The following is a 9,964-nucleotide window of genomic DNA, read 5'->3' as shown; positions in this document are numbered from 1 at the left end:
GTGGATGGAACCCGGGGAACGCGTCAGCATCTGGTAGTATCCGCATGACACAACGGCCGGCTAGTCAAAAACTGGCCGGCCGTTGTTGTTTGCTCCTAATGCATGGAACCTATTGCTGATCGATGTACAGGGGATTCACCTGTTGGCACACGGCATCGTTAGCTGTTTGATTGACTACATCGGACGGCACCGAAGCCGCACCGTAAGCGGTCCCCGTGCCGAAGTCAGTACCCACGTAAAGCTGCACTCCCGCCACACCCGGGGACTCCTGAACCTGAGCGGCAGGGATGCCGAAAAGTGTAGCTACGTCAGCAGCAACGTCCGCAAAGCCCGGTCCGTAATAAAGCACCGTCTGATCCACCGGATTAGCCAAGTAGGACACCGTCTGGGCGAAGCCGTTGCCAGTGAGCACGGTCATGAGCTCCTGCGCCCTGGTTGGAACGCCGCTGCCGTTGGCGACGGCCACCGGCTGAATCGCTTTGTCATACGCAGGTGCGGCAGGCGTAGTAGCCGTGGGCTGTGGGGCCGGGCTTTCGCTCGGTACAGGAGTGGACGTCGCACCAGGCGTCGTGAGGTCAAGATCGGCACGAAGCGCGGCGAACAGCTGTGACGCTTGGGGCTCGACGAGCTCCAACCTGTTAAGGTCCACCGCTGCCTGCTGCGTGGGCACCGCTACGAACGCCACCTTGGAAACATCAATGTCCTTGAGTCGCCCGCCAATGGTCAACAGTGAAGGAACTGACGCCAGGCCCTCGTCCACGGTCAGGTTCTGCGTGACCACATCTGCGATCTGCAGCAGCCTCTGCGGGTTACCCAGAGTCCCCTCATCCTTAAGCTTCCGGGTGAGGGATGAAAGGAACGCTTGCTGACCCTTGATGCGGCCAAGGTCACCTCCATCGCCGAAAGCATGCCTGGTCCGGAGGAATGCCAAAGCCTGTTCGCCTTCCACCAAGGAATCCCCCTTGGCGAGGCGGAGCCGGGAATCCGGGTCAAAGACCGGATCACTGACGCAAACGTTCACGCCACCCACAGCATGCGAAAGCTCCTTGACTGCGTTGAAATCGGCCATCATGAAGTGGTCGATTTCCAAACCGGTGAGCTTGTTGACCGTATCCACGGCGCAACCGATTCCAGCTTCAGCCATGGCCTCGTTGATCATCACGCCGCTGCGGGCAGGGAATGTCTGGTTGTTGGTGCGGTCGGTGCACTGCGGCACATCCACCAACAGGTCTCGCGGGAAACTCAGCACATTGACGCGTTTGTTATCCGCGGAGATGTCCAACAGCATCATGACATCGGAATGGCCATAGCCGGTGGAGTCCTCGGTGCTACCGTATTCGGCATTCTTTCCGTCACGGGTATCGGAGCCAAGGATCAGGATCTGCAGTCGATCCGTTTTGTCATCCACCAGCGGGTCACCGGCATTACGGGTTTCCCCGGCGCTCAAGGGCGCCTTGGTGATGTTGTTCTGCAGCCGGATAAACCAAAAAGCAGCAAAGGCAACGCCGGCAACCAGGGCAACGGAGACTACGCCGGTGACAATCTTCAACCAAAGTGGCAGCCCCTTGGGCACCCTCATATGGCGAGGGGTGCCGTCGGCATCCTCACCATGGCGTGCCCCCGCGGGGCCAGCGGTGCCGGTGCCCTGCGGGCGGGCGTCACGACGTCGCACTATTCGGTTTACCTTTCATCAAACAGCTGGATCCCCGCAATCATAGTTGCCGTTTCTGGGAAGTTCCTTATCGGGCCTCAAGCCACGCCGGATCCAGCGACGCGAATCAGAAGCCGAGTTTGACCAATTGCTTGGGATCGCGCTGCCAATCCTTAGCCACCTTGACGTGAAGATCGAGGTAGATGCGGGTGCCGAGCAGAGTCTCAATACCCTTTCGGGCGTTGGTTCCCACCTCTCGCAAACGGCTTCCGCCCTTGCCGATGATGATGGCCTTCTGGGAAGGCCGCTCAACGTAAAGGTTCACGCGAACATCCAACAGCGGGTTGTCCTCGGTCCGGCCTTCGCGGGGAACGATTTCCTCCACCACCACAGCGAGCGAGTGGGGAAGTTCATCGCGGACGCCCTCAAGGGCCGCTTCGCGAATCAGCTCTGCGATCATGACGGCCTCAGGCTCGTCAGTCAGCTCGCCGTCAGGATACAGCGGAGGTGAGGACGGCATGTGGCTGATCAGGACGTCTGCAACAGTGGAGACCTGAAAACCGTCGGCGGCAGAGACAGGGACGATGTCGGCCCAGCCCTGCTCGCCAAGAACCTCGCGGCCCAACGCGGCGACGGCGAGCAATTGCTCCGTCAACGCCTGACGATCCACCAGGTCGGTTTTGGTCACCAGTGCCACGATGGGCTTGCGTCCGACGGCGGCCAGCTGAGCGGCGATGTATTTGTCGCCGGGGCCGATTTTTTCGTTGGCCGGCAGACAGAAACCGATTGCATCGACTTCCGCCAGGGTGTCTGCAACAAGTTCGTTGAGCCGCTTCCCCAGCAGGGTACGTGGGCGGTGAAGGCCGGGAGTGTCCACAAGGATCAATTGGGCATCATCGCGGTGGACGATACCGCGAATGGTGTGCCGTGTAGTTTGCGGTTTGGCCGAGGTGATGGCCACTTTCTGGCCAACCAACGCGTTGGTCAGCGTCGACTTACCCGCGTTGGGCCGGCCCACCAGCACCGAGAAGCCAGCGTGGAAGCCACCGAAGTCTGCATCGGCGTCAAATTTGTTATTTTGCTTGCTCACGTGGAACTCCCTGTTGCGTTGAGTCGGCGTCATCGAGTAGGTCTTCAAAGTCAGTGTCTTCCTTTGGCATGGCTGCCGCAATGATGTGGCTGACTCTGTTTCGGCGACCCTCCAGCCTATCTGCCCGGAGCGATATTCCGTTCACTTCAACGGCGCTCCCCACAATGGGAACCTGCCCAAGGGCCTTTGCGAGCAGACCGCCTACTGTATCCACCTCGTCGTCGTCCAGATCGATGTCGAAAAGTTCACCCAAGTCATCGATGCTCATGCGGGCGCTTACTCGATATGTACCATCATCGAGGTGAACGGCCTCTTCGGCGGCGGCGTCGTACTCATCCACGATCTCGCCAACAATTTCCTCGATAAGATCCTCGAGGGTGACCAACCCGGCGGTGCCGCCGTACTCGTCGATGACGATCGCTACGTGTGTGGACTCTTTCTGGAGTTCCCTGAGGAGGTCGCTCACGGGCTTCGATTCCGGGACATACCGCACGTCCCGGGCGAGTGAATCAACATCGTGAACTTGCAGTCCTGGTTCCCTCCGATGCATGGCCGCAGCCACATCCTTGAGGTACAAAATCCCACGGATCTGATCGGTGTTCTCCCCGATGACGGGGATCCTTGAGTAACCGGAACGCAGGAAAAGGCCCATTGCCGTTTCGAGATTCGAGCCCGTACCGATGCTCACAATATCGGTGCGGGGTACCATGACGGAACGCACCAAAGTATCACCAAAATCAAAGACCGAATGAATGAGTTCTGCCTCATTGTCTTCGATCATGTCCGACTCGGCGGCACGATCGACGAATTCGCGAAACTCTTCCTCGCTGACGAAAGCGTCGTCGCCACTTGGGGCGCCGGGGGCGACTGCCTGTCCCAGCGCCACCAACCAGCCGGGGATGGGCCCTAGTATCCAGCAGAGGAACCTGATGAGCGGGGCGGTGAAACGAACGACGGGTCCGGAGTGCGCCCGGCCCAACTGCCGGGGCGAAACGCCGACCAGTACAAACCCGATCACCGCCATGATCCCCGTAGCTGCAAGTCCGGCGAGCCAGACGTTGTCCAGCAAACTGTGGAGGACCACGGCGACGGCGACTGCTGCCGCCATTTCAAACCAGACCCGCCAAAAACGCAGAGCGCGCATATGTGCGATCGGGTTCTTGAGGATACCGCCCAGGGCCTTGCCCTTGCTCCGCACTATGGATTGTTCGGCCTCATGCCGGGGCAGGAAGTTCAATGCAGCCTCGGCTGCAGTCAGCAGTGCAACGAAGCTGAGGAACACCAGCGCCATGCCGACCAGGATGATCGAGGTCACTGCATGGTCTCCATGGGGGCATCCTTGCCCAGGAATTCAGACAGCAGTTCCCGCTGCAAACCGAACATCTCTTCTTTTTCCTCCGGCTCTGCGTGGTCAAAGCCAAGCAGATGCAGAATTCCGTGGGTGGTCAGGAGCAGCATCTCATCCTGCGTCGCGTGGCCTGCGTTTGCTGCCTGCACCTCTGCCACCTGCGGGCAGATGGCGATGTCACCCAGCATGCCTTGTGGCGTGGGCTTGTCCGGGGTGCCCGGCGTCAATTCGTCCATGGGTACGGACAAAACGTCCGTAGCCCCGGGCTCGTCCATCAGTTCGATGTGCAGTTTCTCCATGGCAGGTTCATCGACAAGGAGGATGGACAGTTCTGCCTGGGGATGGATGTACAAACGCTCGAAGATGAAGCGGGACAACGTCACCAGTTGGGCCTCGTCCACCGCTACACCGGACTCGTTGTTTACTTCAATGCTCATTGACGTTCTCCACGTTTGTAGTGCGCTCCGGGTTTATATTGTGTGCTCGCGACGTCGCTGCCATGTGCGTCATCCCATGCGCTGTAGGCGGAAACGATGTCGGCAACCAAACGGTGCCGCACGACGTCAGGCGCTTCCAGGATCGAGAAATTGACGTCGTCGATTCCCTTCAGGATTTCCCTGACGATTCGCAGGCCGGACGTCGATCCGGACGGCAGGTCGATCTGCGTGACATCACCGGTAACCACCATTTTTGAACCGAAACCCAGACGTGTAAGGAACATCTTCATCTGCTCCGGTGTGGTGTTTTGGGCTTCGTCCAGGATGATGAAGGCGTCGTTCAGCGTGCGTCCGCGCATATAGGCCAACGGGGCTACCTCGATGGTTCCTGCAGCCATCAGGCGGGGAATGGACTCGGGATCCATCATGTCGTGCAAGGCGTCATATAGTGGGCGAAGATAGGGGTCGATCTTGTCGCTCAGCGTGCCGGGGAGGAAGCCCAGCCGCTCCCCCGCTTCCACGGCTGGCCGGGTCAGGATGATCCGGCTGACTTCCTTCGTTTGCAAGGCTTGCACCGCTTTGGCCATTGCAAGATAGGTCTTGCCGGTACCTGCCGGGCCGATTCCAAAGATGACGGTGTTCTCATCAATGGCGTCAACGTAATTCTTCTGATTCAGCGTCTTGGGCCGGATAGTCTTACCGCGGCTTGAGAGGATGTTGTGGGTCAGCACATCGGCAGGATTCTGCACGGACTGGGCCCTCAGAAGGGACACGAGCTGCTGAAGGATGTCCGGAGTCACCACGGTCCCCTTCGCCACGAGCCCACGGACTTCCTCCAACAGACGCATAACGCGTGGAATGACGGTGGAAGGGCCTGTCATGGAGAGCTCGTTGCCACGGACATGGAAATTGACGTCCTGGAACTGTTCCTCGATGTACCGCAAGGCTTCGTCGTGGCTGCCCAACGAGTGAACCATCTGGTCGGAGTTGTCGAACGTGACAACTTCCGTGCGCGTACCCGGTAGTGTGTGCGGGAACTCGGTGGGCGGCTGGTTGCCGTTTCCGGTCCTAAGGCGCCCGTTCAAAGATTCACTCATAGTGTTGGCCTTAGGCCTTTTCTCCTCCGGTTGGTCGTGTTACCTGCCATCGATTCGGCATTCGTGGCCGCTGTATGGGGCACGTCCGGATGCCGGAATGTCTTCAATCCTACGCCAGCCCGGCCTGCGATGAACCGAAACCACCGGCATCATCCGGCGCCTGCCGTCATGGCGTACATTTTGTCTCAACTCGGCATCAAGCGGGTATCAATCATGTTTCAGTTGGCGCTGATCCGCGCAATCCCGGCCGACCGCCGTCGACGATGTGCCAAGCTGGCATAGCGGGTGGCATCCAAGCATCCTGCGGCCCGGCTCCGTTGGCTGGGAATCGGCGGCTGGGGCCGCCATGAGACACAAGGTTAGGCAGGACACCCATTTCGGAGCCAGGAAGCATTGGAGATGGCGCGCGCAGACGGACAAGATCCGTTATCGCTGTGCCGGCGATGCTTGCTGTCCTGTTGCTCACTGGTTGCATAGCCAACGGCGGCGATTCCCAAACCGGCACGAGTTCGCCATCCGTCAGCGTTAACGACGCGCCAGCCAGCCAGGCACCGCTGGAAACTACGCAGGCTTCCACGAAGATCCCGGTTTACTGGATTGGACGCAGCAAGGAACAGGTTTATCTCTACCGTGAGTTCAGGGATATCTCCAGCGACGGAAACCCCGTGACCACCGCACTCCGGATCATGATGTCCGAAAAACCCCTGGACCACGACTTCTTCACCCCCTGGCAGGCCCCCGAAAGCCTGGCCACCTCCATCTCCGGCAAGAACGTCATCACCGTTGATATTTCGCGGGATGCCTTCAACTCAAACCTCGACGCCGGAATGGCGCAGCGCGCTGTCCAGCAATTGGTCTACACGGCGACGGCGGCAGCCTCGTCCTCGGGGCTCATCAACTCCGGCCAGCAGATCCAGGTTGTCATCCTGGTTGACGGACACACGGACTACATGGCGTTTGGGCAGGTAAAGCTCGGCCAACCCATGGAACGGAACGCATCCTTGGTGGCACCTCTGTGGATCATCGATCCGCAAGAGGAAACAACTCTGCCTGCCGGTGTAGTCAAGTTCAATGGCCGCAGCACCGACAGTTCAAAGCCGGTCAGCTGGCAGATTCTGCAGGAGAATGGCAAGGGCGAAAAGAGCAGCCTGCTCACCGGGAGAACGCAAGCAACCGGTGCGCCTGGTCAATACGGAGCCTTCACCTTCAGTGCCACACTGAAGGCCGGCAAATATGAGCTGCGGGTTTCACAAGTGGATGAGGCCGGCGCAACCATCGAAACGAGCACCGACACCCGCCTGTTCAACGTCGGTTAGCTGCGGGTTCGACGAGCTGCGGGGCGGCTACCAGCGGCCCAGGACGTCACTTGCAAGAACGACGGCGGCGGGTCCCGCCGTCGAGGACCTCAACACGTGGTGACCCAGAAGTGCCGTGACGGCACCGGCGTCACTGAGCCGCGTTACCTCTCTTGGTGAGATGCCACCCTCCGGTCCGACAATCAAGAGGACCTCGCGAGGGATCCCATCATCTCCAGTCCGGACCGCAACCGACTCTTCAAGGACGGTCCGCAGGGGGTTCTTGGCGTCTTCATGCAGGATGATGGCCACATCAGCGGCCGCGACGGCCTTCGCCAAAGCGGCAGTGTCCATCATGGACCGTACCTCAGGAATCCAAGCACGCCGCGCCTGCTTGGCTGCCGCCGTGACCACGGACTGCCACTTCGCGTGCGCCTTGGCGGCCCGTTCGCCTTTCCAACGCACGATCGCCCGCTCGGACTGCCACGGAATGACGGCGTCTATTCCGAGTTCCGTGGCAGTCTCGATGGCGAGTTCGTCCCGATCGCCCTTGGCAAGTGCCTGAACCAGCACCAGCCGGACCGCCGGCTGGTCCTCGAGGACTACCTCGGATGCCTTCACTGTGAGGGTGCTGGAACCGGCGTCAACCACGGCGCCAGTCAACCGCATGCCCGAACCGTCGGCTATGTCCACGGGCTCACCCACGGCCAGTCGCTTGACGGTGACGGCATGGCGCGCCTCAGCACCTTCCAACACAAATGTGGACCCGGGGATCAGCTGGTTAAGGCTTCCCGCCGGTGTAAAGAAAACCGGATTGCTCACCGCTACAGGTTACCGAGCTTGTCCCGAAGCTTCGCGAACATTCCGCCGCTTGCCACCAGCTTTCCCTCGGTAAACTGCTCGCCGCGCAGCTTGGCGAGCTGCTGCAGGAGTTCCTCCTGGGCGGGGTCGAGCTTGGTCGGGGTCTCCACGTGCAAGTGCACCTTGAGGTCGCCGCGTCCGTAACCCCGGAGGTGCGTAACACCCAAGCCGCGCAGGGTAATGACTTCGCCGGATTGGGTACCGGCCTTGACGTCGATGTCCTGCGCGCCGTCGAAGGTGTCCAGCTGCAGTTCGGTGCCAAGTGCCGCAGCGGTCATGGGCACACTTAGTGTTGCGTGGAGGTCGTCGCCTTCACGCATGAACATGGAGTCGTTGTTGACCCGGATCTCCACATAGAGATCGCCGGCGGGGCCTCCAGCGGGGCCCGCTTCACCCTGCCCGGACAGCTGGATGCGTGTACCAGTGGCGACACCGGCCGGAACCTTGATGGTGAGGGAACGACGACTGCGGATGCGGCCCTGTCCATTGCACTCGTTGCAGGGGTCCTTAATGACTGTGCCGAAGCCTTCACACGAACCGCAAGGGGCGGCAGTCATGACCTGGCCCAGGATGGAACGGACTGCCCGTTGGACCTGGCCGCTGCCACCGCAGATGTCGCAGCGTTCCGGGTGGGTGCCCGGGCGGCAGCAACTGCCATCGCACGTGGGGCAGATCACGGCGGTATCCACTTCAAGCTTCTTGTTGACGCCGAAGACGGCGTCCTTCAAATCGATGCGGACGCTGATGAGCGCGTCCTGGCCCCGCCGGACCCGGGAGGCCGGTCCGCCCTGACCGCCGCCACCAAAGAAGGTGTCGAAGATGTCCTGGAAGGCAAAACCCTGGCCGGCGTAGCCGCCACCGAAACCGTTGTCAGTGCCGTTTTCATTGCCCGTGGCATCATAGACCCGGCGCTTTTGGGGATCGGACAACACCTCGTAGGCGTGGGTCACGGCCTTGAACTGTTCCGCGACATCTTCACCGGGGTTTACGTCGGGGTGCAGTTTCCGCGCCAACTTGCGGTACGCCTTTTTGATCTCTTCCCCGGTGGCTTCCGGCGAGACTCCCAAAACGTCATAGTGGCTGCTCAAAGTCGGTATCTCTTCCTTGTTGTACTACGGATGTTTCCTCGGACCGGTGTTTAGCCGCCGAGAATGCGGGAAAGGTAACGGGCCACGGCTCGTACTGCTGCCATGGTGGTGGGATAGTCCATGCGTGTGGGACCAAGAATCCCCACCTTGGCACCGGAGCCATAGCCCGTAGCTACGACGGAGGCCTCCGCCAAGCCATCGTAGGGATTCTCGCGTCCAATGCTCACGGTAACGCCGCGGGGATCATCCCCCATGTCAGATAACAACCGGAGCATGACAACTTGTTCCTCGAGTGCCTCCAGCACAGGGCCTATGCTCAGGGGGAAGTCAACGTTGGAGCGGGCCAGGTTTGCCGTTCCAGCCATCAGGATGCGCTCTTCGCGGCTGGTGTCGCTCAACGATTGAAGCCCCTGGGCCAACGTCTGCGCCAGACTGCGCAGTTCCGGCGGACACAGCGCAACGACAGAAGGAAGCACTTGAGGCAAAAGCGCCAGCTGTGTGCCGGCAATGTTGCCCAGGAACCGGGACCTCAGGAGCATCAGGGCCTCATTGCTCACATCGGACCCAGCGTCGATGACCTTCTGCCCCACGCTGCCGGTGTCCGCAATTAGGACCACGAGGACCTGTTGAGGGGCCAAGAGGACGAATTCCACGTGGCGAACAAGCGCGCGGTTCGAATGCGGGTACTGCACAACGGCCACCTGGTTGGTCAGCTGTGACAGAAGCCTTACGGTGCGCTCCAAGATGTCGTCGACATCATCGGGGCCCTCGAGCAAAGAATGGATGGCCCTGCGCTCGGCCGCTGAGAGCGGTTTGACCTGCGAAATGCGGTCAACGAAAAGGCGATAGCCCTTGTCAGTGGGGATTCGACCGGCACTGGTGTGAGGCGCCGCAATCAGGCCTTCCTCTTCCAAAACCGCCATGTCATTCCTGATGGTAGCGCTGGAAACGCCAAGATGATGCCGCTCCACGAGGGCCTTGGACCCGACAGGTTCCCTGGAATGCACGTAATCCTCAACGATGGCACGCAGCACTTCGAGCTTGCGCGGCTCACTCAATGCTCCACCTCCTGACGACTGCCATGGTTCTTCCGACCG

The 9,964-nt window shown here is 60.4% G+C and carries 9 protein-coding genes; 1 reads left to right on the top strand and 8 read right to left on the bottom strand.

Annotated features, from left to right (window positions below):
- Window positions 1–109 precede the first annotated feature (109 nt).
- The 5 genes from MOD31_RS17090 to MOD31_RS17070 form a co-directional block, all read right to left on the bottom strand.
- Entirely contained in the window at window positions 110–1,672 is a 1,563-nt protein-coding gene (locus tag MOD31_RS17090; protein ID WP_223940370.1) for an LCP family protein, read from the bottom strand.
- 106 nt (window positions 1,673–1,778) lie between these two features.
- On the bottom strand, window positions 1,779–2,741 hold the full coding sequence (era, locus tag MOD31_RS17085; RefSeq protein ID WP_374206996.1) for a GTPase Era: 963 nt from the start codon (window positions 2,739–2,741) through the stop codon (window positions 1,779–1,781).
- Complete coding sequence (locus MOD31_RS17080; protein WP_142939111.1) at window positions 2,725–4,056, bottom strand: hemolysin family protein; 1,332 nt, start codon at window positions 4,054–4,056, stop codon at window positions 2,725–2,727. Before MOD31_RS17080 ends, era begins: the two co-directional genes overlap by 17 nt.
- A complete protein-coding gene (gene ybeY / locus MOD31_RS17075) occupies window positions 4,053–4,526 on the bottom strand; it encodes an rRNA maturation RNase YbeY (RefSeq protein ID WP_142939110.1) in 474 nt (157 codons plus the stop codon). The genes MOD31_RS17080 and ybeY overlap by 4 nt, the downstream gene beginning before the upstream one ends.
- Window positions 4,523–5,623, bottom strand: a complete 1,101-nt coding sequence (locus MOD31_RS17070) for a PhoH family protein (protein ID WP_250821188.1) — start codon at window positions 5,621–5,623, stop codon at window positions 4,523–4,525. Before MOD31_RS17070 ends, ybeY begins: the two co-directional genes overlap by 4 nt.
- A gap of 443 nt (window positions 5,624–6,066) precedes the next feature.
- On the opposite strand from MOD31_RS17070, the gene MOD31_RS17065 reads away from it, so the two are divergent.
- Entirely contained in the window at window positions 6,067–6,939 is an 873-nt protein-coding gene (locus tag MOD31_RS17065) for a GerMN domain-containing protein (RefSeq protein ID WP_142939142.1), read from the top strand.
- 27 nt (window positions 6,940–6,966) lie between these two features.
- Here MOD31_RS17065 and MOD31_RS17060 read toward each other — a convergent pair whose 3' ends face one another.
- The 3 genes from MOD31_RS17060 to hrcA are packed head-to-tail and all read right to left on the bottom strand — an operon-like array spanning window position 6,967 to window position 9,925.
- On the bottom strand, window positions 6,967–7,740 hold the full coding sequence (locus MOD31_RS17060; RefSeq protein WP_223940371.1) for a 16S rRNA (uracil(1498)-N(3))-methyltransferase: 774 nt from the start codon (window positions 7,738–7,740) through the stop codon (window positions 6,967–6,969).
- Window positions 7,741–7,742: 2 nt separating this feature from the next.
- Window positions 7,743–8,867 carry a molecular chaperone DnaJ gene (gene dnaJ / locus MOD31_RS17055; RefSeq protein WP_142939107.1) on the bottom strand — a complete coding sequence of 375 codons (1,125 nt, stop codon included), beginning with the start codon at window positions 8,865–8,867 and terminating at the stop codon, window positions 7,743–7,745.
- Between the two features lie 50 nt (window positions 8,868–8,917).
- Window positions 8,918–9,925 carry a heat-inducible transcriptional repressor HrcA gene (gene hrcA / locus MOD31_RS17050; protein ID WP_062069563.1) on the bottom strand — a complete coding sequence of 336 codons (1,008 nt, stop codon included), beginning with the start codon at window positions 9,923–9,925 and terminating at the stop codon, window positions 8,918–8,920.
- Window positions 9,926–9,964: the final 39 nt, after the last annotated feature.

This window comes from Paenarthrobacter sp. TYUT067, from assembly GCF_023656375.1.
Lineage (GTDB): Bacteria > Actinomycetota > Actinomycetes > Actinomycetales > Micrococcaceae > Arthrobacter.
This window is presented reverse-complemented; position numbering and strand designations above follow the sequence as displayed.

What these genes read in the sequence shown, in the direction of transcription:
- MOD31_RS17070 (WP_250821188.1), bottom strand. Translation starts at nt 5,623, where the DNA reads ATGAGTGAATCTTTGAACGGGCGCCTTAGGACCGGAAACGGCAACCAG.
- ybeY (WP_142939110.1), bottom strand. Translation starts at nt 4,526, where the DNA reads ATGAGCATTGAAGTAAACAACGAGTCCGGTGTAGCGGTGGACGAGGCC.
- MOD31_RS17065 (WP_142939142.1), top strand. Translation starts at nt 6,067, where the DNA reads ATGCTTGCTGTCCTGTTGCTCACTGGTTGCATAGCCAACGGCGGCGAT.